This window comes from Bacillus cereus group sp. RP29 (assembly GCF_040459765.1).
Taxonomy (GTDB): domain Bacteria; phylum Bacillota; class Bacilli; order Bacillales; family Bacillaceae_G; genus Bacillus_A; species Bacillus_A paranthracis.
On the sequence record NZ_JARVHN010000001.1, the window covers coordinates 3351229 to 3376038 of the forward strand.

The following is a 24810-nucleotide window of genomic DNA, read 5'->3' on the forward strand; positions in this document are numbered from 1 at the left end:
ACTCCCTTTTTTAATATCCGAAAAATTCCATTATATCATACTCTGAATTTTCTATAATAAAAAAGAGAAATGGCATCCCATTTCTCTTTTTCACTCTTATTGTTCTTTTTCTGTATTATTTAAAGGCAGTTTCTTCGCTTGTTTTTCTTTAAAGATTTCTCCAATTGCCCCGAGAGTACCCAGTGTTTCAATTGCATTAGATGGAATAAAGACTTTATTTGCTGGCCCTTTCGCGACTTCAGCTAATGATTCAAATGATTTGTAAGCAAGTATACGTTCATCTAAATCCGCTTCTCGAAGTAATTGAATTCGATTTTGTTCTGCTTTTGCAATTTCCTCAATCGCTCTTGCTTCCCCTTGTGCTTCTAATTCTTTTGCTTCTTTAATACCTTCCGCTTCTCGAATACGTGCTTCTTTATCCCCTTCAGCCATTAGGATTTTACTTTGCTTTTCCCCTTCAGCACGAAGGACTTTATCTTGCTTTGCAGCTTCAGCTTCTAATATGATCGCACGTTTATTACGTTCTGCTTTCATTTGTTTTTCCATTGACGCTTGCACATCTTTAGGCGGATTAATATCGACAACTTCAACACGTTCAATGCGAACGCCCCATTTTTCTGTTGCTTCATCAAGCGCTAAGCGAATTTCTGTTGAAATTTTTTCACGACCAGATAACGTTTCATCCAGTTCCATTTTACCAATGATTTGACGCATCGTTGCTGAAGTAATGTTACGAACACCGTATTCATAGTTCGAAATACCATATGTCGCAAGTTCCGGTTCAACGACTTGATAGAAAATAATTGTATCAATTTCCACTTGTACATTATCTTTCGTAATTACCTTCTGCGGTGGTACGTTCGTTTGTTGAATACGTAAGTCATGATATACACGAACACGATCCACAATCGGTATTAATAAATTTAATCCTGGCTGCATTACACGCTGAAACTTACCAAATCTTTCAACAACTCCAACTTTTTGCTGTGGAATAATTTTTATTGTTAATGCGATAAATGTAACAACAATTAGTGCAAAAATAATCGTTAACGTTAATGCTACCATATTTATTCACTCTCCTTTTTTACTTGTAATATAGTACTATGCCTCTTTATAACAATAACTTTTTCTCCGGCATCAATTGGATCATCTGCAATAGCTGTCCAAGTATCTCCATCCACTTTCACAATGCCGTTCGCCTCATTTGTAATCGCTTGCATAACAATCCCTTTTTTACCTGCAAGCATATCTACTGTATCAGTAAAACCTTTTGCTTCTCGAAAGTTTTTTGAAATTCTTTTCGTAAAGAAAGTCAATGTTAAACTTACAATCCCACCAACAATAACTTGTAACAGTAGTGCTTCAGGAACAAACAAAGCAATTAGACCTCCGACAACAGCTCCAATTCCAAGCCAAAGCATGTAAAATGTAATCGACAGCATTTCCGCAATAAATAAAATACCAGCTATTATAAACCAAATTACCCAAGCAGCCATATGCAACCCTCACTTTCTTTCTCATTTTCTATATGTATATGAAGAAAAGAATGGTTTATCCGCCCTTTCTAATACGTGGGCGCTTACTACAAGCTATTGTACATTTTCACTGTTACAATGAGTATTATTAAAATACTATATTAATATATTCTTCATTATACATGAAATTTCCTTTCAAAAAGTGACAAAAAATTTAATTCTTTCAAAATTTTATTTTTTAATTATAATTATTATAACTACTTTCATATTTTTCCAGAAAGGTTGTGTGCTTATTGCAAAAACGTTCATTGACTTACTTTTTAGGATCGAAAATATGCATTACTCTCGCTGACATCGTATACATAATGATTATTACTACTCATATGTATATTACAACTAAATCAGCTACAATAACTGCTCTGTTTCCATTGCTCCAAGTCATAACTAATCTTATAGCAAATACATCTGCACCACTTATCATAAATCGTTTTCCATCTTATTCATTACTGTTTACACTACAATGGATAAAAACTGCTCTATTATTTTTATTCATGATATTATTCCCGGCCCTTTCCACAAACATTGTAGTACTATTCATTTTCATTTTTTTCATTTCATTATGTAGTGGCTGGAGCGCTCCATTACTATACGGTATTCTTCCGCGCCTTACACCGAAAGAAAAATTAGTAAAAGTAAATAGTATTTTTTCCTTTTCCACACAAATTGCACAAGCCGCTGCTTATTCATTTACAAGTATTATTGTTCTTCTCGTCGGCGCTACTACTACACTTATGATGAATAACATATTGATGATTTTCGGATGTGTTGCACTACACTTTTCATTACGATCCATACATACTGAACGAGTAATAAAGCCTTCTTCTTCAAAAGGTGATACTTTATTGGAAGGTTGGAAGCTCTTATTTCAAAACCCTTCTCTCCGTACTGTTACATGTATGGACTTAATTGAAACTTTTGCAGGGACGATATGGATCGGTGCTATTACGATGGCTTATGTAACAACTGTCCTTCATAAAGGAGAAGAATGGTGGGGATTTATTAATACAAGTTATTATGTTGGGACGTTAATTGGCGGTCTATTAGCGTGGAAAATGAGTACATACATTCAAAACAATTTAATACGCTCTATGGCGATAGGCTCTCTTCTGTTTAGTATTCTTACATTTTTATATGGTATAACAAGTAGCGGATTCATCGCGCTGTTCCTATGCATTCTAATGGGCCCATGTTACCAAATTAGAGATATTTCTCAAACAACTGTTTTACAATCCAGCGTCGCTCCATCTTTATTATCAAAGATGTATACAGCTCACGGCGCTCTTCTCTCAACAGCTTCTGGCCTTTCTATGCTGAGTGTTGGCATTGTTACCGATTTGTTCGGTGTTCGTACGATCTATATTCTCGCTTCAATCCTTATATTGTGCTCTGCTTGTTTATCATTTAACTTATTAAAATATGATAAGACAAAGCAAAAAAACATGTCACTTTAATGAACAAAATAAATAGGACAGGATTTCCTGCCCTATTTATTTTATTTATGATAAGTTAGGAGATTTCCGATGCTTTGTCGCTTGTTCAAAAGCGTATGCGAGTTTAATTAAAGTCCCCTCACGAAAAGCAGTGCTTGCAAGCGTAATTCCAAATGGTCTCCCGTTATCCATATATCCCGCAGGTATTGCTATAGACGGATAACCTGCTTTCGCACATATAGTGGAGCCTATATAAGAAGGGAACAGAATCGCATCAAGATTATATTTTTCCATTGCAAAATCAATGCCTTGTTCTTGTGAAAAATATATATCTTCTAATCTTGCATTTAAATACTCTGGATTTCTTAACGTATTAGGAAAATCTTTTCTTCTTTCTAACTTAGTTTGTCCATATCTCAGAGCTCTTTCTGCTATGTTTTCATTAAACTCCATTAACTCTGAAATAGAATGGACTGGTATAGTAGAAGGCAATTTCGAAAGATAGTTATCTAAACTATGCTTTAATTCATAAAGCGATACACCCCAGCTCCATTCTCTATGAAAAGACGGAATATTAATATCCTCTACTACTGTCGCACCCTTACTACGTAATACTTCAATTGTTTCCTTAAACAAATTCTCATCATACTCACCAGATTTATAATAATCTTTTGGTGCGTTGTTATATACACCAATCTTTGTTCCATTTAAACCGTTAACATCCAAATACTTTGTATAATCATGTTCTGCTATCCCTTCACTTTTACGAGTAGCTACATCTTTCTCATCTATCCCTGTTAAACTCCCTAGCAAAATAGCAGCATCTGTTACTGTTCTAGCAAATGGCCCCGCTGTATCTTGCGAATACGTAAATGGAATAATACCTCTACGACTAATTAAACCAACAGTCGGTTTAATACCGACTACAGAGTTTTGAACAGCTGGACTCAAAATAGAACCATCTGTTTCTGTTCCAACCGATACTACTGTAAAGTTAGCAGCAACTGCTATGGCAGATCCTGTACTTGAGCCACCAACAAACATATCATCCTCACCCGTACCGTAAGGGTTTATTGTTTGCCCACCTCTTGCACTATATCCAGCCCACATTTCAAATGACATTGCATTTGCTAATTCTGTCATATTTGTTTTCCCTATTATCACTGCTCCTGCTTCTCGCAGCTTCGTAACGAGAAATGCATCTTCACTACTTATATGTTGTTCTAGCGCAATTGTACCTGCGCTTGTATGCATAGAGTCGTTCGTTTCAATATTGTCTTTAAGTAAAACCGGTATGCCATGTAATGGACCTCTTACACCTTTAATCTTTCTTTCATGATCTAACGCTTCTGCAATAAAAATAGCGTCTGGATTTATTTCTAAAATAGAATTAATTTTCGGTCCGTCTTGATCATACTTTGCAATTCTATGAAGATAATACATAACTAATTCTTTTGAAGTTAACTTTTCATCTTCCATCGCTGTTTGTATATCATGAATTGTTAATTCTTTTTGTAATAGTGTATTGAACTGCATCTCCATTTTCATTCTCCTTCTATAACCCTTTATTGATAGCATGTCTCTATTACTTTTTCATTTTCTCCGCTCCTCACATATACAACTACAATCCCTCTATAAGAATTCAACTTACCAATATAAAAACCTTTTATTTCCTGAAAAATAAAAAGAGTCTGAAACGTATAAACGTCCGCTTCAGACTCTTTTCTTACTTTACATATACTTCATCTAACAAGTGTAAAAACTCACCTTGTTTCCCGGCTAATTCAGGGCATTTTACAATATCAACCCAGTCGTAGCAAAATACTAATGCTTCATCTTCCTTACCAGCACTTACAATATGTTCCCAACTATCTTTTACATCTGTTAGTAATGTTACATGGAAGAAATGGCGTTTTTGATATTCCTTTTTTTCTTTCACATGTATGATGTAATCAGCTAGGAATCGTTCTATGCATAAATGACGTAATCCAGTCTCTTCTTGTACTTCACGTAAAATCGCTGCTTCTAATGTTTCCCCTTCTTCCACTGTTCCTCCTGGTATTTGTATACCAGCTTCAGGTATATCACGATGTTTAAAAACAAGCAGTTGCATAACTCCTTCTTTTTCTCTTGTCACATATGCGTGTACTTTTTTCTTATATAACACCGTCATAATCCTTCTCTCCCCTCAATTGTTCACTGCGCTACTTCTTCAAGTGTTAGTTGATTTTCATATAAATATGTAGCTTGTGGATTTCCCACATACCTCACGTGCCATGGTTCAAATCGATAGCCCGTAATCGATTCTTTCTCCTTTGTATATCGGATGACAAAACCAAATTTATGGGCATTTTCAGAAAGCCACTGCCCTTCTTTCGTTTCACCAAAAATTGTCTCTAACTGAAACTTAGCAGATTGTGATGTGATATCCATAGCTAGTCCTGTTTGATGTTCACTCGTTCCAGGAACTGCACTCGACATTGCCGTTTTGGCTTCTCCATCTTGTTTTTTATACATTGTATTTAACGCTTTTTGCCGATCAAAAGATCTAAATCCAGAGACTGCAAATAAGAAAACACGCTCCTTATCCGCTTGCTGAAACATTTCCTCAAGCGCACCGGCCGCCTCTTTCCTCATTTTTTTCTTTTCTTGATCACCTTCACTAGAATAGCGCACTTTCGGAATAACTAAATCTGGCGGTCTATACCCGTCTGGTAAACGCCTACTTTTATTCACAAGCACAAGCATTGAATTCGGATTACTAATTACCGCAATATCTCCATCCATATTCGCAATCGTTTCTTTCGCTTTCGGAAATATGTTATTTACATTCACCTCGCGCGCTTGCTTATCCTTATACATTTTATAATTGATTCCTGCTACTCCAACAATGAGTATCGCCGCTACGATACCAAGTAGTATCCATCTTTTTTTCATATAACGACCTCTTATTTTAATAATTTGGCCATTTCATACTCATCGATGTTCTCTCCATCGATAATAAGAGCAGCTCTTTTGACACCTTCTTTCTCAAATCCAGCTTTTTTATATAGTGCCTGAGCTCTTGTATTGTGGGCCATTACCGTTAATTCTAAACGCCATACATCATGTAATCTTGCCCACTTCTCGACCTCTTTAAACAATCTAGTCCCAATACCTCGCCCGCTATACTCTTGCAAAATCCCAATTACAATACTTGCTACATGTCTCTTTCTTTGAATATGATTTCCATTCACTAAAATAAACCCTACTATTCTCTCTTCTTCAACTGCTACCAATATTGTTGCATATTTATTTTCTACAAAGCGCTGAATCATTTGCTCTTGTTGCTCGGCTGTGAATTTCCTTTCTCCTGGTTCATACAACATAAATTTTGTTTCTTCATCTAATTGCTTACTTAATTGCAAAAATGATGCTGCATCTTCTACTTTGATTTCCCTAATCACTTCAATCACCCTACCAATTTCATAATAAAAAGCTTTCCTTGTAAAAAGATTTTCTCTACTTTCCCGAAAATCCCTTTGTAAATCTCCCAGTATAATTTGACAAATTTCGATCTTACTATAACATCGACAAATTATGTCTATTCTGTGACGCATCATTAATTACAAAAAAACGCAAGCTTTACACTCACGTTTTTTCAGACTCTCGCATTCATTTCTGTTTCACTTTATCCATTCACTTTTTCTGCCTGCCAGAAATATTCACCAAACGCTTTAGCTAGCGCATCAATCGATCGATTTAGTTCTTCCTCTGTATTATCTACGCCACCAACTTCAATTAATATCGCTTGTCCTGACAAATCTTGATTGTAGACACCATTTCCTGTTTGGAATCCTTTTTGAATGACACCACGACTAACGCCTGGATATTTCTTACTAATCGTCTCATGTAAAGCCGTTGCTAATTGCAAGTTTTTTTCATAGTTTTTGTTACCTTTCCCTACTACAAACGCAAGCTTCGCATATGATTTATCACCGATTATTTTTGTCGTGACATTTTTCCGAGCACTATCACGATGTAAATCAAAGAAGTATTGTAATTCTTTATTGCCGGCCATTGCTTCTTGTACAATTTCCCGTGACATTTTATAGGAACTATTACTATTTAACCCTTTACTAATCAACTTTTGACCAACATCAGTCTTGTCGTTAGTTGCTCCGATTCCTTCATTTGCTAATTGTTCACGAAATCGGTCGCCGACTATTGAAATATTCGTTACGGAACTTGTGGCTTTATTCGGATTTGGATCATTTGTTAAATTCAATAATGGCAAATAAGATTCCCAGCTATGCGAATGATAAATAAATGCAACTTGTCGTTTTCCTGTCGTTTGAGCTGGTTGCTTTTTCTCTTTATTCGTATCCGGCTTTTGAGCCTGTCCACCTTCTCCAGTCCGTTCTTTTACTACTTCTTCAAGTGGAACGCTCGACTCTATAGGCAAGTTAGAATAATTTGTTCCTTCACCCGCAATAACAATTTCTGTATCGTACTTACCGAAACCAGGTAGCTCTTTGCCGACAAAACTGCGTACATCGTTAAAACGAATATTCGTAGCCATAGAAAAGAGAAACGAAGATATTGAAAAATCTTGATTTAAATTTCTATATTCCTGTGTAAAATAATGATTCTCTTTCCCAAGAACGTACATGTAACCATTCATTGATAACTCATTTAACCAATTATATAAATACGTTGACTTTGTCTCTTTCATAGAAGTTACCATCATACTAATAAGAAAAAAAGTCGCTAGTACTGTAGCAATAATAAATAATACTAACTTACGTACACTCGTGAATTTCACATAAAAAAAGCCTCGATTCATACTATCACCTCTCTATTTCAAGTTATGTACAAGCTCTAGAGAATAGACCGTCTAAATTCAGGCTATATTGTTAATGAGGTGAAATGAATTGAAACTACTAATAGGAACACTCCCCGTTGTACTATCATTTATTTTTTATTGGCTTGCTAAGCATCCTACCATCCGTGTTGTGTTACATATTTCAGCATATCTAGCACTTTATGTACTCGGTACAATCATTTCTATTCATATATATGATGTTTTAATACAAGACTTAGTTTTTATGACAAGTATTCATGGGATTTTACTAAATCCATTTTTTCTTATATCAGGAGCGTATATAGGGATATACACTTTGTACCTACTTTTGTCCTACATTATTACAAATATAGAAAATGGAGCGCAATGAAATGCAACCACCGTTCATCTGTCATACATGCAAAAAAAGAATTACGCGAAAGAAAGATCTTATTACTACCACATGGTACTTCCGCTTTTATGTATTTCATAGTGATTGTTTTAAACGACAGCAAGTTTTTATCTCACGATTTATCCCTGTGAATACACTTATTAATTTCTTTCTTATTATATATGGGCTGATTGTTGGTAGCATTCTTATGACTGTAGAGCCATCTATCATTTGGCTTGTTTTCTTACTTCCAATTTTATATCGGTTTCTTTCCTATTATTATGTTGAACGTTTTTTCTCTAAATGAAAGTTAGACTTTCCTCTAGGAATACTTAAACATTCCCACTCATTTTCTTTTAACATTTTACCAATGTAAATCATTTGTCCAATATGCAAAGCATAATGAGAAATTTGTCTTTCAATTGCTTGCATGACAGTATGTGCTTCACCGCGAATATATACCGTCTGCAATAAATGTTCTGACGTTAGTGCATTCATCGTTTTAAAAACATATTCCCAACCTTCATTCCATGCTGCGAGTACCTCTTTCTTAGAAGAATAACCACCTTCAAATTCAGCATCTCGGTTACGATCTATTTTTTCACCGTCAGATGTTAAAAAATCCGTCCATCTAGAACGCATATTACCGTGCAGATGCTTAATTATAATTGCTATGCTATTTGTTACTTCATGAGAAGACCATTCAATCTGTTCATATGATAATTGTGAAAGCACCCGTTCCCCTTGTTTCTTTGTTGCTTCAAAATTCGAAATGGCACACTGTACGTATTCGCGTCCAATATCCATGTTCCCCCGCCTTTACATTAACTAATTTTTGTTCCATTTGGTAATTCCATATTAGGCTGCAGTAATACGACATCACCCGCTTCAGGTACTCCTCCTAAAACAAGTACTTCTGATTTAAATCCCGCTACACGCTTTGGCGGAAAATTTACAACAGCAACGATTTGCTGACCGATTAAATCTTCTGGGTTATATCTCTTCGTAATTTGAGCACTTGACTGTTTCATTCCAAGCTCTCCAAAATCAATTTCTAGTTTAATCGCTGGAACTCTCGCTTCTTTAAATTCCTCTGCATGTGTTACAGTCCCAATCCGTAAATCCAAAGTTAAAAAATCTTCAAAATTAGCCATTTTATCACTCCTTTCATTTATTACTTAGACAAAACAAAAAAATCCCCTTTAAAAAAAGAAAGGCGCCTAAGCACCTTTCTTTTGTAATTCACTTGATTCATTTGATTTATAGAAGAAGAAACCGAGGATCCCGCCAATACATGATGGGATTAACCATCCTATTCCTTCTTTATATAATGGTAACATTTGTAGTACGTTAGAAATCGCGTCAATTTTAATATTCGCACTTTCTAAACCGTTAAAGAAACTAATTAACAACGCACCTAAAATAGCTCCAATATAAATGGTATTACGCTTCCCAATCCATTTATGGAAGTAAGAAAGTACAATTAATACGATTGCAACTGGATAAATAATCATTAACACTGGTAAAGTAACTGCGATTAATTGTGTTAAACCTAGGTTAGATACAATTAAACTAAATACACATACCATTGTTACAATCGTTTTATGCGAAAGTTTTGGGAATAAGTTTGTAAAGAAGCCAGCACAAGCTGATGTTAATCCAACAGAAGTTGTTAAACAAGCAAGTACAATAACAAGTCCTAATAAAATTTTACCACTTGTTCCATATAACTCATTTACAACATTCGTTAAAATAAGTCCACCATTCTCTGATACCCCAAGTGATGTACTTGTTGAACCAAGATAAGCAAGTGATAAATAGATTAACGTTAAACCAAGTACAGCGATAATACCTGATACTACTGTTATTTTTGCAATTTGATTACTCTCTTTTATTCCTTTAGAGCGGATAACTTGTACAACTACAATTCCAAATACAAGCGCACTAATTGCGTCCATCGTTAAATATCCTTGAATAAATCCACCAAAGAAAGCATTTTCCTTGTATGCTTCTAGCGGTGCAACTGGTTCTCCAATCGGATCAACAATTGCCTTTCCGACAATTACAGCAACAATTAATACTAACAATGGTGTAAGAAATTTCCCGAACCAATCCACTAATTTTGATGGATTTAAAGATAAATACCAAGTTATTCCGAAGAAAATTATAGTGAAAAGAAATAGCATGTACCATTCGGAAACTAATGCCTCTGATAAAAATGGCTTCATACCCATTTCAAATGAAACGGCTCCCGTACGCGGAATCGCGAAAAAAGGTCCAATCGCTAAATAACTAATTAATGGGAAAACAAACGCAAATATAGGGTGAACTCTAGAAGATAGCGCTTTCAAGTCCCCCTCTACAAACGCGACAGCTGTTACAGCTAATAGGGGTAATCCGACTCCCGTTACAAGGAATCCAATTGTAGCAACCCAAACATTCTCTCCAGCTTGTTGCCCTAAAACTGGTGGAAAAATTAAATTTCCTGCTCCTAAAAATAGTGCAAATAACATTAAACCAATTGCTACCGTATCACCTGGCCTTAAACGTCCCTTCATGCTTTTCATTTGCATAGCACTTTTTCATTGTTTATCTCTATTTTCACAATATGCTATGCATCCTCCTCTCTGTTCAAGCTGATAAAATATGCCCCTTACAAAGCAGTGTCTTTCTCCATAATTTCTCCAGTCCCCTTATTTTTACTCTAATTATTAATTTTTGATTTTTGATTTTTTTGAATTTTTAAATCATCAGAGTGGTATTGCGCGGAGTATAGTTGTCAGACCTCTTTGTTTTTATCACACATATAGTAACATATTTAGTTGAAAAATAAAAACATATTTTCAAATTGACTTTTTTGAAAATCAAAATTATCTACATTTTTTATTCTTTTGCACAAATATTGTTTCAAACTCACTTATTATCCTATCGTTATTTTCAAATAATTTTATACACGTAACATAACAAAAGCCATCCAACATAATTGAAGTGACCCCCGAAAGTTAGACAGGTCGTTTCATTAGGCAGCCTCTAGGGTATGAGCCCGGTATTGTACTGGGCTCATACCCTTTAATTTTGCCTTAATTCTTTTATGGTTATAGTATTCTATATACTTTGCTAATTCTTGTTTGAAATGTGTTATATTTTCAAATTCTTTTCGATACAGAAATTCCGATTTCATGATACCGAAGAAATTTTCAATAACGGCATTGTCATAACAGTTTCCTTTGCGAGACATACTTTGAGTTATGCCACAATTCTTAAGAGAATGACGGTATTGTTTCATTTGATAGTGCCAACCTTGATCAGAGTGAATGAGGAGTTTATCCGGATCGGTTACACAATAAAGTGCTTGGTCCAACATCGTTGAAACAAGGGAATAGGTCGGTCTGGGACCAATTGTATACGTGATAATTTCACCATTAAATAAATCCAACATTGGTGATAGGTATAACTTCTCCCCAAATAATTTAAACTCCGTAATATCTGTAACCCACTTTTCATTTGGTTTTTCAGCTTGGAAGTTGCGATTTAAAATATTTGGCGCAATTTTCCCAACTGTCCCTTTGTAAGAGCGATATTTTTTCATACGAACCAGACATTTTAATCCTAATTCTTTCATAAGGCGATACACTTTTTTATGATTTACTTTGTGTCCACGATTCATAAGTTCATCACGAATACGACGATAGCCATAACACCCATCGTGTTCATTATAAATAGCTTGAATCAGTTCTTTTACCTCCGCATTTGGATCAGGACGATTAAAACGTTTCATCCAGTAATAGTACGTACTACGTGGAATGTTTGCGAGTTGAAGTAACTCCTTGATAGGAAATTCATGCCTTAACTCGTAGATTACTTGCGCTTTGTCTTGTTTGGTGATTTTTCTTTGTTTTGAACTAAGGCATTCAACTTTTTTAAATATGCATTTTCCATACGTAAACGCTCATTTTCCGCTTGTAAGGCTTTGATTGATCCTTCATCTACTGGTTTTATTTTTTTATCTTTCATGGTTGGACGCCCCTTTTTCTTTAATTGTAGGGCATCCAATCCTCCTGTTTCATAAGCTATTTTCCATTTCCGAAGTGTTTCATAAGACGGTATATTGAAAAGTGCCGCTGTTTCTCTGATAGATGTCCCGTGTTCATTCATATAATAAAGTACATCTAGTTTATACTGCGCTGGGTAGAATGTATAGCACTTTTCAAAGGCCTTTTCACCTGAAGACTCATATCGTCTAATCCACTCACGAAGTACGCTAGGGTTAACTCCTACAGATTTAGCAATTATTTTTCCACTTTCTGTACCATCTAAATATCGTTTCACCGCTTGGATTTTTTCTTTTGAAGAAAATTTAGCCATAAAAAATGCACCTCCAATTGTTAGACTGTGTCTAACAATTGGGGTGCACTTCAAATTAGACGGCTTTTGCATATTATTCTATCGTTTCAACTTCACGTGGATTTTTCATCTCTTCCACATACACCACTCTAAATCCGTGATCTTCTAAATCTTTCAATAACGTCTCTAATTCACCATCGTTAAACTCTTCTCCTAATGTAAACATAATTCTACGAACTAATAAGGCATCATTATCAAAAGTCATTAAACTTTGGATACCTGTATATTTTTTTAATACTGTCGATAATTTTTGAATAGCCCCATTATAATCTTGTGTCCCAATCATGACAGAATATTTACTAGAATGAACGCCCCAAGCATCTTCTAATAGCTCAAAAACTTTTTTATGCGTTAAAATCCCAAGAAAGACTCCTTTTTCATCAACTACTGATAAATAAGGTAATTTTTTTATTGTAAAAAATACTTTAAAGAACGAAGAATCTTCTCTGACATATCCTTCTTTATCGTTTAATAGTTGTAATACACTCTCTTCCAGTGAACCTTTATATTCTAAAATATCTACTTTATATATATTCCCTAAATATTTCTCTTTTTTTTCATCTAAAACTGGTACACAACGATAACCAGTTTTATTTAAATGCTCTAGCGCTTCCCCTACTGTAATTGAACTTGAGCAAAATAAAACTTCCCTTTTCGGCACATAATTCCCTTTAATCCTCATAAACAGCCTCCTTATGTTAAAATACTTTCTGTGCCATAACTATATTATATTTTCAGAAAAAAATAAATAATTTATTTTATTTTTCTGAAAATTATTCATTTTCTTGTCATAATTTATTCACGTTTCATTCAATTCTATCCACTACAATACTAAACTTCTTTAAGAAAAATATATTGTAACTTACTCCGAAAAAAGCTAAAATAAGAATAAGAATTTTCTGAATATTCAAAGAGTAGGTGATTACATGTCTTTATTGCGCTCACATATATATAAATTTATCGTTGGTGTTCTCATTATATTTATCATTAGTCCTATTCCAACTTTATTCATTACACATAAATACTCATACATCACCGGCTTTATAAGCATTTTCCATAACTTCGCACAACTTTCTTCGATGACAATTCCAAAGATTGATTGGATGCACGAATCTATCTTTTTCTCAGCAAATGAGATGGTACATACTGCTAATCAATCAACACCGTTATTCCCTTACATGTGGGAAATATATTTTTTATCGATTGTTCGTTTTACCTTTACTCTTGCAATCGGATTCTTCATCAGCTTAGGGATTGGCCATTTATTTTTTAAAGCACCTCAATCGGTTAAAAAGTTCGCTTCTTTATTAAGATGGATTCCTTATTCTTTATGTACTGTATTATTACAATGCGCAGTCTTATTACTACTCCTATACATCACAAAATTTATAAAGATTCCTTACTACTCATCTTTTATCATCGTTTGTAGTACTTCCATGATTATCGTTATGCAAGCAATAAAAAAATGGATTCCTTTCTTAAGTAATACAAATGAATATGAAATAAAACAAGCTTCTTTCCTTGTAGATACATTGTTTTTAGCGCTTACTTCGAATCATAAATCTATTTTAGGTTCCATTATTCTTTCATTCGTTTTTATGGAATGCGTTTTTCACGCAAGTGGACTATTGCAATTTATCGTTCAATTCGGCGGAAATGCACCTATTATTGTTACAATTAGCTTATTACTTTTGTATATCCCGTATTGTATACTCTCATTCCTTCAAACGCTATGGACGACAAACCACTTTAAACAACAATCATACGCTTTAACGAGAAGTATTCCAAAACCTTAATTTAAAATAACCCTCTAGAATCTGAAAGTAGAGGGTTATTCCTTTTGTATAGCGGACAAAATAACAGCAAATTCAAAAACCATTGCAGAAACATACCAATATTTACCCTTTTTCTTTGACTATTCTTTTCATTTGGATTTATTATAAAAGTATAACATAATTGCAGGAGGTGACATCTTTATTCCAAACGACGGAATAGAGAATACACTTGGACATATTAAATATTTTTCTCATCTTTGTTCTTATCCTTATTTCCGGCTTTTTCGTTGCATCAGAATTTGCTGTTGTAAAAGTACGAAAAAGTCGAATTGACCAGCTTGCAAACGAAGGCAATAAACAAGCTTTAGCTGCAAGAAGTGTCATTTCTAATTTAGATGTTTATTTATCAGCTTGTCAGCTCGGGATTACAATTACTTCTTTAGGGCTTGGTTGGCTTGGTGAACCGACTGTGGAACATTTACTACGACCGCTCTTTGAAAAGATTAATATTACTGGAACAATGGCAAATACTTTATCATTTATTATTGCTTTTAGTGTGATTACATTTTTCCATGTTGTATTAGGTGAATTAGTTCCAAAGTCATTCGCAATTCAAAAAGCAGAGGCGATTACGCTTAAGTTTGCACGACCACTTATTTTATTTGATAAAATTATGTACCCATTCATTTGGTTACTTAATAGTACTGCTATCTTTTTCACAAAACTACTCGGTTTAGAACCTGCGAAAGAAAATGAACTTGCCCATTCTGAAGAGGAACTACGACTCATTTTAGGTGAAAGTTTCAAAAGCGGCGAAATAAATCAAACCGAATATAAATATGTAAATAATATTTTTGAATTTGACGACCGAGTTGCGAAAGAAATTATGGTCCCTCGTACAGAAATGATTTGCTTATCTACTGAAAATACGTTAGAAGAAAATATGGACATCGTCGCAACTGAAAAGTATACACGCTACCCTATCATCGAAAAAGATAAAGATGATATTATCGGTATGATCAATACGAAAGAAGTATTTCACGATCAAACGAAAGGCATTCATAAGCCACTTGAATCTTACATACATCCAGTACTAACTGTATTTGAAACTGTTCCAATTCGTAAAACACTAGTACATCTACAAAAGAATCGCGTTCAGATGGCAATCGTTATGGATGAATATGGTGGTACTGCTGGACTTTTAACAATGGAAGATATTCTTGAAGAAATCATTGGAGAAATTCAAGATGAGTTTGATGCAGATGAATCACCCATGATTGAAAAACGTACGCCTAAACTTACTGTTCTAGATGGAAAAGTACTTATTTCTGAAGTAAATGATATGTTTGGCTTACATATTGATGAGAGCGACTTAGATACAATTGGAGGCTGGCTATTATCGCAAGCAGTTGACGTAAATATTGAAGCTGGCTACTCCATCGAATATGCCGGTTTTCAATTTAAGGCATTAGAACTTGATGGACATCAAGTCAAAAAAATTGCTGTACATAAATTAGATATACAAAAGGAGTTATAAAGTGACTGTTTTCTTAACAATCTGTATCATTGCCTGTTTCATTATTTCATTTCTAGCTTTTATTTATCCTATTATCCCGGGCATCCTAGCTGTCTGGGCTGGATATTTCATTTACCATTTTGGTATAAATGGCGGAGAACTAACGATTTCTTTTTGGATTATTCAAGCTATTTTCACACTATTCATTTTCGTTGCTGATTTTATTGCAAATGGATATTTCTTGAAGAAATACGGTAGTTCTAAATGGGGCGAACGTGTCGGAATGATTTCGATCATTGCCGGATCTTTCTTCTTCCCACCATTCGGACTTATTATCATACCGTTCTTAGCGGTATTTATAACCGAATTAATGCATAAAAAAACGCCAAAAGACGCTTTTCTAGTAGGAGTTGCTACTGTAGTTGGTTTTTTAAGCAGTACAGTAGCGAAAGCCATTCTCCAAATCATTATGATTATCATATTTGTATGTTATATCGTCTTTTAACCATCCCAATTTCGGGATGGTTTTTTAATATGAAATACCTACTCGACTATTCTCATATTTGTTTTCACTACACAGATTCCATGTAAATTGCGCTGTATCACCAACTGTTATTTTTGCTCCTCCTTCTGGTAATACATCTTTTTCAGTTCGATATATACCTGTCACATCACCGTCAATTAAATGCGTCGGACAAACGACCGTCCAGCATAAATTACTACTACTAAGTATCTTATATGCAGCTAAATGATCTTCTGCTGCTGTTGTCGACTTTCTCTTTGATTCCGTTGATTGAAAACGATATAAATTTAGATTTGTTCTTGCTTGTAAAATACCGGCTGTTCCTATTGTAATGATTTTACGAACTCCTTCTTCTTCCATTTTCTTTATTATTTGTGGCATACTCTTCGCTAACGTCCCATTTTGATCCGTTCCAAGTGCACTAATTACTATATCGCTTCCTTTTATCGCTTTCTTTATATCATTTTCATTTAATACATTACCTTCTATAACTCGTAATCTTTCATGATTTATTTCTACCCTACTTGAATCACGCGCTAATGCAGTCACTTCTGCTGAATCTTTTAATGCTAATTTAATTATGTTTGAACCTACTCGCCCTGTTGCTCCCAATATACATACTTTCATTTGTTTTCCTCCTCTTTCATTCTTTCTCTATTTTTCAATAATCTCAATCAATTTACAACAAAAAAGCTTCCTCACATAAAAGAGGAAGCTCTATTATTACATTATTTCTTTTCTTTAGAATCCGTAGACTTCTCAGTTCCACTTGTTTCTTTATCCTTTTTATCCTCTTGTTGTGTTGTTGTATCGTCTTCTTTCTTCTTGTCCTCACCTTTACTACAACCTACCATTAATAAAGAACTTGCAAGTGCCATAGCAGTTAATGATTTAACCCATTTGTTCATTTGCGTTTCCTCCTTTTGATAGAATATGTACAATCCCATATTACTCTCTATTTTTAAAGGAAAGATTGAAAAATAGTAAATAAACGGTAAATGTTTGTAAATTTTCTGATAATAAATATGTACATATATTCATTTTTCTCTACGAAAAGTAAAAAACTAAGGCGCCTATCTTTCGGCCTTAGTCTCTTATGCAAATTTCTCATTTTCATATACATGTTTAATCTTATACTCTTTCTTCACGACATATTGCCATACACTATAGGCATAACGATTCATTTTCAGGAAGCAGTTTTCTAAAAACGAGCGAAATTCTGGATTTGCAACTTCAACTGCCACTTGAGCAAACTTTAACGCTAACCGTTTCAAATGCGAAATATAACAAGTTGCAATATACATATCACCTGTATATTTACTATCAGTTTCCTTTTCCATTTCATGAAAATGAAATGAAATTGGTTCACAAGTTATATGCTGTACATTCTCTCCTTCTTGAAAATTCACTTGTTCATTATATGCTTGCAACATATATGGTAAATGATGCTGTAATAGCTCCTTTAATTCTTCGTCTCTTACCTGTCCTGTATACTCCCCAACCTTATATATAAGCATATAACTATACCTCATCAATTCTTTCATACAATCCATGAAAGTGCCTCCCTACTTTTTGTCTATATGCTATAAATATGATGCTATAACATTTGCTATTCTTGCTAAAAACCAATCCCATTTACTAATTTTCTCAAAATCTTCTTCCGAAAATCTTTTTGATTTATGGAAGTCTTCTTTTAGTCGATCCCATACGTCAGCAACAACTGTTTTATCATATACGACACAATTAGATTCACAATTTAAATAAAAACTTCTATTATCAAAATTCGCTGTACCTATATCAACAATTTCTCCATCAATGATTGTTACTTTCCCGTGAAAAAAACCATTCCGATATTGATAGATCTCCGCTCCAGCATGGTTCATCTCTCTCAAATACGGATAGGCAGCTTGTTTTAACAATACTGCATCACTTTTAAATGGTACGAGAATTTTCACATTGACACCGCGGTTTAATGCACCTTTTAACTCTTTCATCATTTCTTTACTTGGTACAAAATATGGTGTAGCAATAATTAAAGACTTTTTAGCCTGCTTTAAAAACGCTCCATATTTTTCCCATAACCCTTTTCCATCTGAAAATAAATATTGATATTTTACATTCCCAATTGCAGGTAGACTTTCATGTACAGGCATTTTTTCTCCCGTATCTTCTTTCCAGTCAGCAGCAAATTTTCTTTCCATATCCGTGGCACCATTCCCCTTAACCCGCACATGATAATCACGCCACTGGCCAAATTTCGGATCTTGTCCAAGGTATTCCTTTCCGATGTTAAAGCCGCCGATATATGATACTTTTCCGTCTATCGTAACAATTCGTCTATGATTTCGCTGATGCAACGAATAGAATAAATGTTTCAATTTAGGTTTTTTACTAAACGTAAACTGGACACCATTGCTTTGTAGTTGACGAATTACCTTTTTCTTCAGCTTATATCCACCTATTCGATCGACTGACAATTTCACTTCTACTCCGCTAGATGCCTTTTTCTCGAGCAACTGCAAAAACTCTTTGCTTATTTCATCTTTACCTACAATATAAAAATGGATATATATGTACTTCTCCGCATTACGTATATCCTCAAATAAATTCGTATATAACTCTTCACCGTTCGTATACAGTTGAAATTCACCTAATCTAACTTGTCCTACTTCATATTCACTAGCCATTTTTTTCCCCATTTCCACATCGATGTTCATCCAAATGAATACACCTATTACACAAAGGATTACAACGAAAAAGTGTTTCATGGATATTTTCCTTTCTCCACTTACTGTTATTTCTATATCTTCCCTTTTTTAATACAATATCATTCAAGAAAATATGTCATTGCATGATATATGTCCATATCAAACGATAGCTCATTTGCATATTGTATGTTGTATCTTAAAATAAAAGGAGGAAATAACAATGGGCTTCGCACATGGTAATGGATTCGCGTTATTAGTCGTATTATTTATCCTCTTAATCATCGTCGGTGCTGCTTGCTTCTGCTAAGTAGTTATTGTCACATGATATGCGGATAGAAAAACTATAAAAGCGGACACCTATTTTTAGGTGTCCGCTTTTCATATGAAGAACATTTCGCTCTGTTATAATACTTTTAACAACTAAATATTCAATTCAAAAAGTTAGTAATGTAGCTACTTTCTTACTCTCTGCCTTACGTATATGACGTTGTTCTGCACGTAACACTGCAATGCGATGTAATTCTTTCTCTTCTTCTGTTTCAGGGATTACTCGCGGCACAGGAACTGGATTATTTTCCTTACTCAGTGCAACAAAAGTAACAAAAGACGTTGCCGCGATACGCTTCTCACCTGAAATTAAATCTTCCGCTACTACCTTCACAAATACTTCCATAGACGTTCTACCCGTCCAAATTACGAAGGATTCATAACTAACACAATCTGAAGAGCGAACTGGATGTAAGAAATCAACCCAATCCATAGAGGCTGTTACACATTCTTTTCTTGCATGCCTCGTTGCTGAAATAGAAGCAACCATATCCATCTCGGCTAATATCTTTCCACCAAATAACGTGTTATGATCATTTAAATCTGTTGGAAATACTCGGCTCGTTTTGAACACCCTTGATTCATTGGCTGTTTTCCCCTTTACTTCTGTCATTGTTATCACCCCTTTAATGATGTATCCTTAATATCTCAATAATCGCTATACTAAATGAACTACACGTTTAATATTAACAACATTCAGAACTTTTAGTCCATAAAAAAGAACCGATGTTATCAATCGGCTCCTCTAAATACATATTGTTCTTTTGGCTGTTCAACTTTATTCCATTTCGTTACTTCTAAAACAGGAATGTTCGCATGGAACGGCTGATAAAATTCAGTAGAAATTTCTCCCTCTATTTGAATCCAATCATCGTTTTTCCATTCTACACCTTCTGGCTTTTTCACTAACATACCATATACACCAGAATCCGCTACACAATGTATAATACCGAAACGGAATAAGAAGTATTGTTCTTTTTTAGAAGAATCATCTTTGAAAACAAAACCTTTAAATGATAATTTTTTCCCAGTAAACTCACCAGGGTAATTGTAAATCGTCTCCATTCCTTTTAGGAAGTTTTCATCATTTAAAGTAACACTATCCTTTGTTACAAACTCTTTCTTCCCTTTCTCCATTACACCACGGTATCCTTCTTTTCCGTAATATATACTCGTATCAGGTCTTAAAAATTGCCTTCTCATAAATGGATCTGTACTTTCTGCTTGTGCAACAGGAAAATGAAACCCTTTTGCCTTAACAATATCTGAATCTAACGTTGCAATCGGGAAAAACAAACCTGAGACTATCGGAAAACAAAACAATGTGTACGAAAATGCTTTTTTCCACCAAGTATTTTCATCTTTCGAATGATCATGCCCGCAATGGCTATGATCACAACCACAATTATGCTGTTCTCTTTCTTTTTGATGTTCTTTTTGGAAAACGATTATAATTTGAACAACAGTTAAAAAACCTAATATAATAGCTGCTGTTTTTGATAAGTAGGCATACTTCATATTAATATACTTCGTAATATTACCTGAAATATGAAGCTGCGCGATTAAGATTGTAAAACCTAATAATATATATGCTCGAAACATAACCTACCACCCCATCGCATAAATGAGTAGTGAGCTTGCATAAACAACAACTGTAACTGTAACTGTAACGACAATTACAAATTTTGTTTTAAATGTCGCAAGCATCATAAACATATTTTTAATATCCACCATCGGTCCATATACGAGGAACGCGATAAGTGATGCTGTTGAAAATGTACTTTGGAATGACGAAGCAATAAATGCATCTGCTTCTGAACAAAGTGATAAAATGTAAGCAAGTCCCATCATAACAGCTGGTGAAGAGAACGGCCCTTGTCCTATAGCAAGAAGTGTTGAAGTTTGTACGAACGTTTGAACTGCAGCTGCAATTAATGCACCTAATACTAAATATTTTCCCATCGAGAAAAATTCCTCAACAGCATGCGTACATACATCCCACATTTTTTTACGTAATGGACGCTTATGATTCACTTCTGGGAAGTGATCATCTCGTAATTGATGTTCTTTAAACATAAATGATAATATAATTCCAACAATGATTGCTACGATAATCGCTACAATAGAACGATACCATACCATGTGCATACTACTTCCAAAGGCAACGTATGTTGCAAATAATACGACCGGATTAATAATTGGACCAGTTAACATAAATGCAATCCCGGCATATGGCGGAACCCCTTTTCCAATTAATCGCCTAACAATCGGAACGATTCCACATTCACAACCTGGAAACATCATCCCTAAAAAAGTAGCCATTAAAACAGACAGAAATCGGTTTTTCGGCATCCATTTTGCTACCATATCTTCTGTCACAAACATTTGAATGAATCCTGAAATAAATACACCAATGAGCACAAAAGGAAGTGCTTCGATCAATATGGAGATAAAGATTGTATTCATTTGCAGGAATGCTTTCGGTAATTGAAACAATTCCATGATGTATTTCCTCCAACTTTTCATTAACAATATGTAATTTTAACCCCATTTTATTGATTGGACAAGACTTATACGGAATTCATCCCTTTCATATACATTACATTTTATAAGTTATATTCTATTCAAAATTTGGGATTTCATAGCAAAAAAGCTGCTCTAGCGCAGTTACACAACTATGCTAGAGCAGCTTTCTTATCGTTAAAAGTAACGTTTCTTCCAAAATACAAATGCTAAAGCGCAAGATAATGTTGCACATATTATGAGTACAATTACAAAACCTTGAGCCTCACCTTCAAATGGAACCTTTACGTTCATTCCGAAGAAACTAGAGACCATTGTTGGTAATGATAAAATGATTGTAATAGACGTTAACAGTTTCATAACACTGTTCAAATTATTCGATATAACAGAGCTAAAAGTATTCATCATTCCACTTAGAATATGACTATATATTTCCGCCATTTCAATAGCCTGTTTATTTTCAATTAATACATCTTCTAATAAATCTTGATCGTCTTCATACATTTTTAAAAATGTACTGTTACGCATTAATTTTTGAATTACAATTTTATTCGCCTTCAATGATGTTGTAAAGTAAACTAAACTTTTTTCAAGACCTAGCAATGTGAAAATCTCTTTATTTTTCATCGACTGATTTAATTGATGCTCTAAATCGATTGTCTTTCTGTTAATTTGCTTTAAGTATCTTAAATAGTAAGTAGAAATCGTATATAAGAGCTGAAGTGCAAAGCGTGTCTTTTTAAACGTATAAAATTCTTTAATACGTTGATTAATAAAACGTTCAAAAATTGGATTTTCTTCTAAACAAATTGTCACAAAGCAATCTGGCATTACAATCATACCTATTGGAATCGTGTCATAAATCGAATTTCCTTCTTCATCATGTCTAACTGTTGGAATATCCACGATTATTAAAGTATTATTGTCTTCCTTTTCAATACGAGAGCGTTCTTCATCATCTAAAGGGTCTTTAATGAAATCTAAGTCCACATTTAAAGTTTGTACTAGATATTGAATTTCTTCTTCCGTTGGATGAAGTACATTAATCCAGCAACCCTTTTGCATTTCCTCAACCTCTTGTAGTTTTCCGTTTCGGTCTGTTAAATAAATATTTAACATACTATCACCCCGATTCTTTTTACATGTAGGAATCTACCTCTCTTACATAACAGTTTTTGAACCGCCATTCTCAGCATATGAAACATACGTTTAAATTTCAATAGAAAAATTATTTTGAAAACGTTTTTATAAGAAAAATATTATAAAGTGAAACTTTAATAAGTGGGGGGCTTCATCCCCCCACTTATTTTCAGCCCTCACCAATCGGGCTTTTACGGGCAGCCCGCCCCCAACCAAACTTCTTTTCTTTCGCTGAATTTTGAGGTGAGGATCTTACTGCCCGTTAAAGCGGGATAAACAAAGAAAAAGACAGAGTGCTCTCTGCCTTAAAAAGCTTATGTTGCCTTTATAACATATTTAGAAAGCATCCACAAGTTAAAGCCAACTGAAATCGTATAACCAGCGTATGTTGAAATAATAAAACTTACATAATCAAAATACGGAAGCAATACAATATTTAAAACGATCTTCACAATAATGCCAATCACTAACCCTAGCACTGTTTTCTGTTGTTGATTAATTCCTTGCAACATTGCAGCCGTTACTGTAAAAAGCGAAAATAGTATACAAGCAGGAGCGTAATACTGTAAAATAACGCTTCCCATCTCCGGATCATTTCCGGCACCAAATAAAAGAGTATACACTGGTTTTGCTAACACCATCATTCCAATTGCCGCGGGTACCGTAATACCTACTACTAATAGATTCGTCCTCGTAAAATGTTTGTACAGTAACTTCACATTTCCTGCTGTATAAGCTTTTGTCATCTCAGGTACGAGTGACATACTAAAAGCAGTCGCAACGGAAACTGGGATAAGTACAACCATCTGAACAAGTCCAATTATCGCATTAATCTTCTCCGCTTCTCCTTGCATATATCCTATTTGTATAAGTAATTTATTAATTGTAAATGTGTCAATCGTCTGATACAACGGAATTGCTAAACCAACCACAACAAATGGTATTGAATATGTAAAGAGCTCCTTATATAGTGAAAAAAAAGATTTCGTTGTTTGCGGTATACTTGCCATTTCTTTTTTCTTTAAGTGCTTTCTCCTCCTTATGTAATACGCACTTAAAACAGTTAGTCCACCTATCGCTCCCATAAAAGCACCGAACGTTGAAATACCAACAGCTAGTGAGATAGAAGCTTTTAAAACATATAAAACGACAAAGCTTCCTATCAAGATGGTTAAGACTCGAAAAAATTGCTCTACAACTACACTTAGAGCAGAAGGCCCCATCGATTGAAATCCTTGAAAAAAGCCCCTTAATAAACTCATTACTGGTACGAGTATTAACGCAAAACTGACAATTTGAATATTAGTAGTGACCGCCGCTACACTATTCCCCGTTTGATCATTTCCATCGATTACAAGTTTAGCCAAATGCGGAGCTAGCATATATAACGTAAAACACGAAATAACTCCCATTATAAACATAAAAACAATTCCACTTTTCAACACTCTCTTAACCGTATGATAATCATTTAATTGATCATATTTTGATACCATCTTTGAAACTGCAAGTGGTAGTCCCATCGTCGCAATGCTAAGCATAATTGTATATGGACGATAAGCATACGTGTATAAAACGTACCCACTCGTACCGACCATAGCTGTAAATGGTATAACATATATAAACCCTAACATTTTAGATATCATCGTTGCCATTGTTAAAAATATCGTTCCACGTATAAACGGTGACCCTTTCATCACATTCCTCCGCTACGCTTTA

At 34.5% G+C, this 24810-nt stretch carries 28 protein-coding genes; 7 read left to right on the forward strand and 21 right to left on the reverse strand.

All coding sequences use genetic code 11. The annotated features are described in order from the left end of the window. Window positions 1–96: 96 nt before the first annotated feature. Window positions 97–1065: an SPFH domain-containing protein gene (locus QCI47_RS17845; RefSeq protein WP_076868411.1), complete on the reverse strand. Its 969-nt coding sequence runs from the start codon at window positions 1063–1065 to the stop codon at window positions 97–99. 2 nt (window positions 1066–1067) lie between these two features. Next, on the reverse strand, window positions 1068–1496 hold the full coding sequence (locus tag QCI47_RS17850; protein ID WP_071724594.1) for an NfeD family protein: 429 nt from the start codon (window positions 1494–1496) through the stop codon (window positions 1068–1070). Between the two features lie 263 nt (window positions 1497–1759). Between QCI47_RS17850 and QCI47_RS17855 the strand changes: the two genes are divergently transcribed. Continuing rightward, complete coding sequence (locus QCI47_RS17855) at window positions 1760–2986, forward strand: MFS transporter (protein ID WP_076868410.1); 1227 nt, start codon at window positions 1760–1762, stop codon at window positions 2984–2986. 45 nt (window positions 2987–3031) lie between these two features. Here QCI47_RS17855 and QCI47_RS17860 read toward each other — a convergent pair whose 3' ends face one another. The 5 genes from QCI47_RS17860 to spoIIP all read right to left on the reverse strand — a co-directional run bounded on the left by QCI47_RS17860 (window position 3032) and on the right by spoIIP (window position 7790). Further along, window positions 3032–4507, reverse strand: a complete 1476-nt coding sequence (locus tag QCI47_RS17860; protein ID WP_076868409.1) for an amidase family protein — start codon at window positions 4505–4507, stop codon at window positions 3032–3034. A 184-nt stretch (window positions 4508–4691) separates the two neighbouring features. After that, complete coding sequence (locus QCI47_RS17865) at window positions 4692–5138, reverse strand: NUDIX hydrolase (RefSeq protein ID WP_076875719.1); 447 nt, start codon at window positions 5136–5138, stop codon at window positions 4692–4694. 23 nt (window positions 5139–5161) lie between these two features. Beyond that, window positions 5162–5902: a M15 family metallopeptidase gene (locus QCI47_RS17870; RefSeq protein WP_000747655.1), complete on the reverse strand. Its 741-nt coding sequence runs from the start codon at window positions 5900–5902 to the stop codon at window positions 5162–5164. Between the two features lie 11 nt (window positions 5903–5913). Next, window positions 5914–6411: a GNAT family N-acetyltransferase gene (locus QCI47_RS17875; RefSeq protein WP_000617586.1), complete on the reverse strand. Its 498-nt coding sequence runs from the start codon at window positions 6409–6411 to the stop codon at window positions 5914–5916. A gap of 224 nt (window positions 6412–6635) precedes the next feature. Beyond that, window positions 6636–7790, reverse strand: a complete 1155-nt coding sequence (gene spoIIP, locus QCI47_RS17880; RefSeq protein ID WP_001079296.1) for a stage II sporulation protein SpoIIP — start codon at window positions 7788–7790, stop codon at window positions 6636–6638. An 88-nt stretch (window positions 7791–7878) separates the two neighbouring features. Here spoIIP and QCI47_RS17885 point away from each other — a divergent pair, with 88 nt between their 5' ends. Next, window positions 7879–8178, forward strand: a complete 300-nt coding sequence (locus QCI47_RS17885) for a hypothetical protein (protein ID WP_000770753.1) — start codon at window positions 7879–7881, stop codon at window positions 8176–8178. A 1-nt stretch (window position 8179) separates the two neighbouring features. Then, a complete protein-coding gene (locus tag QCI47_RS17890) occupies window positions 8180–8485 on the forward strand; it encodes a hypothetical protein (protein WP_002091944.1) in 306 nt (101 codons plus the stop codon). Here QCI47_RS17890 and QCI47_RS17895 read toward each other — a convergent pair. The 5 genes from QCI47_RS17895 to cbpA form a co-directional block, all read right to left on the reverse strand. After that, the gene (locus QCI47_RS17895; RefSeq protein WP_000351110.1) at window positions 8458–8985 is read right to left on the reverse strand and encodes a DUF1572 domain-containing protein; all 528 of its coding nucleotides are present in this window, start codon (window positions 8983–8985) and stop codon (window positions 8458–8460) included. The two genes, QCI47_RS17890 and QCI47_RS17895, sit on opposite strands and share 28 nt — an antisense overlap. 17 nt (window positions 8986–9002) lie before the next feature. Further along, window positions 9003–9332, reverse strand: coding sequence for a chaperone CsaA (gene csaA, locus QCI47_RS17900; RefSeq protein WP_001263033.1), 330 nt, complete (start codon window positions 9330–9332; stop codon window positions 9003–9005). A 66-nt stretch (window positions 9333–9398) separates the two neighbouring features. Further along, a complete protein-coding gene (gene brnQ4, locus QCI47_RS17905; RefSeq protein WP_074543014.1) occupies window positions 9399–10736 on the reverse strand; it encodes a branched-chain amino acid transport system II carrier protein BrnQ4 in 1338 nt (445 codons plus the stop codon). A gap of 461 nt (window positions 10737–11197) precedes the next feature. Further along, window positions 11198–12543, reverse strand: a protein-coding gene (locus QCI47_RS17910) for an IS3-like element ISBth10 family transposase (protein ID WP_152692390.1) whose coding sequence is annotated in 2 segments (ribosomal slippage) — window positions 11198–12102 and window positions 12102–12543 — 1347 coding nt in all. Because the reading frame shifts where the segments join, the coding sequence is not laid out codon by codon here. A gap of 73 nt (window positions 12544–12616) precedes the next feature. Next, window positions 12617–13264 (reverse strand): cyclic di-AMP binding protein CbpA, encoded by a 648-nt coding sequence (cbpA, locus tag QCI47_RS17915; RefSeq protein ID WP_001220514.1) that lies wholly within the window; start codon window positions 13262–13264, stop codon window positions 12617–12619. Window positions 13265–13508: 244 nt separating this feature from the next. On the opposite strand from cbpA, the gene QCI47_RS17920 reads away from it, so the two are divergent. The 3 genes from QCI47_RS17920 to QCI47_RS17930 all read left to right on the forward strand — a co-directional run bounded on the left by QCI47_RS17920 (window position 13509) and on the right by QCI47_RS17930 (window position 16378). Beyond that, on the forward strand, window positions 13509–14378 hold the full coding sequence (locus QCI47_RS17920) for a hypothetical protein (RefSeq protein ID WP_000055301.1): 870 nt from the start codon (window positions 13509–13511) through the stop codon (window positions 14376–14378). A gap of 208 nt (window positions 14379–14586) precedes the next feature. After that, a complete protein-coding gene (locus QCI47_RS17925; RefSeq protein ID WP_000353728.1) occupies window positions 14587–15894 on the forward strand; it encodes a hemolysin family protein in 1308 nt (435 codons plus the stop codon). Between the two features lies 1 nt (window position 15895). Then, entirely contained in the window at window positions 15896–16378 is a 483-nt protein-coding gene (locus QCI47_RS17930) for a DUF456 domain-containing protein (RefSeq protein ID WP_061130921.1), read from the forward strand. A gap of 24 nt (window positions 16379–16402) precedes the next feature. Here QCI47_RS17930 and QCI47_RS17935 read toward each other — a convergent pair whose 3' ends face one another. From QCI47_RS17935 to cls, 4 genes are all read right to left on the reverse strand, one after another. Further along, the gene (locus QCI47_RS17935; protein WP_000861632.1) at window positions 16403–17023 is read right to left on the reverse strand and encodes an NAD(P)-dependent oxidoreductase; all 621 of its coding nucleotides are present in this window, start codon (window positions 17021–17023) and stop codon (window positions 16403–16405) included. Window positions 17024–17124: 101 nt separating this feature from the next. Then, window positions 17125–17304, reverse strand: coding sequence for a hypothetical protein (locus tag QCI47_RS17940; protein ID WP_001045960.1), 180 nt, complete (start codon window positions 17302–17304; stop codon window positions 17125–17127). Window positions 17305–17490: 186 nt separating this feature from the next. Next, the gene (locus QCI47_RS17945) at window positions 17491–17949 is read right to left on the reverse strand and encodes a spore coat protein (RefSeq protein WP_000340560.1); all 459 of its coding nucleotides are present in this window, start codon (window positions 17947–17949) and stop codon (window positions 17491–17493) included. Between the two features lie 30 nt (window positions 17950–17979). Then, window positions 17980–19164 carry a cardiolipin synthase gene (gene cls / locus QCI47_RS17950; RefSeq protein ID WP_000680142.1) on the reverse strand — a complete coding sequence of 395 codons (1185 nt, stop codon included), beginning with the start codon at window positions 19162–19164 and terminating at the stop codon, window positions 17980–17982. A gap of 160 nt (window positions 19165–19324) precedes the next feature. Here cls and QCI47_RS17955 point away from each other — a divergent pair, with 160 nt between their 5' ends. Then, window positions 19325–19411, forward strand: coding sequence for a YjcZ family sporulation protein (locus QCI47_RS17955; RefSeq protein WP_000505094.1), 87 nt, complete (start codon window positions 19325–19327; stop codon window positions 19409–19411). Window positions 19412–19537: 126 nt separating this feature from the next. Here the strand turns inward: QCI47_RS17955 and QCI47_RS17960 are convergent, their stop codons facing one another. From QCI47_RS17960 to QCI47_RS17980, 5 genes are all read right to left on the reverse strand, one after another. Further along, entirely contained in the window at window positions 19538–20044 is a 507-nt protein-coding gene (locus QCI47_RS17960; RefSeq protein ID WP_000141167.1) for an acyl-CoA thioesterase, read from the reverse strand. Between the two features lie 119 nt (window positions 20045–20163). Continuing rightward, window positions 20164–21033 carry a TIGR03943 family putative permease subunit gene (locus tag QCI47_RS17965; protein WP_000488037.1) on the reverse strand — a complete coding sequence of 290 codons (870 nt, stop codon included), beginning with the start codon at window positions 21031–21033 and terminating at the stop codon, window positions 20164–20166. 3 nt (window positions 21034–21036) lie between these two features. Next, on the reverse strand, window positions 21037–21933 hold the full coding sequence (locus QCI47_RS17970) for a permease (protein ID WP_353811902.1): 897 nt from the start codon (window positions 21931–21933) through the stop codon (window positions 21037–21039). 198 nt (window positions 21934–22131) lie between these two features. Continuing rightward, entirely contained in the window at window positions 22132–23073 is a 942-nt protein-coding gene (locus QCI47_RS17975; RefSeq protein ID WP_000932396.1) for a magnesium transporter CorA family protein, read from the reverse strand. Between the two features lie 335 nt (window positions 23074–23408). Continuing rightward, the gene (locus QCI47_RS17980) at window positions 23409–24788 is read right to left on the reverse strand and encodes a putative polysaccharide biosynthesis protein (protein ID WP_000678837.1); all 1380 of its coding nucleotides are present in this window, start codon (window positions 24786–24788) and stop codon (window positions 23409–23411) included. Window positions 24789–24810: the final 22 nt, after the last annotated feature.